The 408-nt window shown below is 41.2% G+C and carries 1 pseudogene; it reads left to right on the top strand.

The features are described from left to right. Positions 1 to 61 precede the first annotated feature (61 nt). Positions 62 to 408: pseudogene (locus tag JHJ32_RS22700) on the top strand (conjugative transposon protein TraM); the annotation flags it as partial.

A 408-nucleotide genomic window follows, 5' to 3' on the forward strand; every position in this document is an offset into this window, starting at 1 on the left:
AAAAGTAAAAATCCTGCAAGGTTGCAGGATAGTGTATCAACAATTTTAAAAAATCAGATTTATGAAAGAAAATGAAAAAAGGGTCAGCTTTCTCGTTGAGGGAGAAGACCAAAACGGAGCATCAAATCTGCCGGATAATAAAAAGAGCAATAAGGATAAGCTCAAAAAGCCAATCATCTTCCTTTTGATGGGCGTTGTATTTCTCGGCTGTATGTACCTCATATTTAAACCGTCGAAAGATAAAAAGGCTGTCGAAAATATCGGGCTGAATGATGCCGTGCCACAGGCTACCGGAGCAGGAATGCCCGATGATAAAAGCAAGGCGTATGAGCAGGAAATGCTCGAACGCAAAGAGCAGGAAAAGCGCAATGCACTGACCACGCTTTCTGATTATTGGAATACTGAAGA

The sequence above is a fragment of the Parapedobacter sp. ISTM3 genome (assembly GCF_016533505.1).
Lineage (GTDB): Bacteria > Bacteroidota > Bacteroidia > Sphingobacteriales > Sphingobacteriaceae > Parapedobacter > Parapedobacter luteus.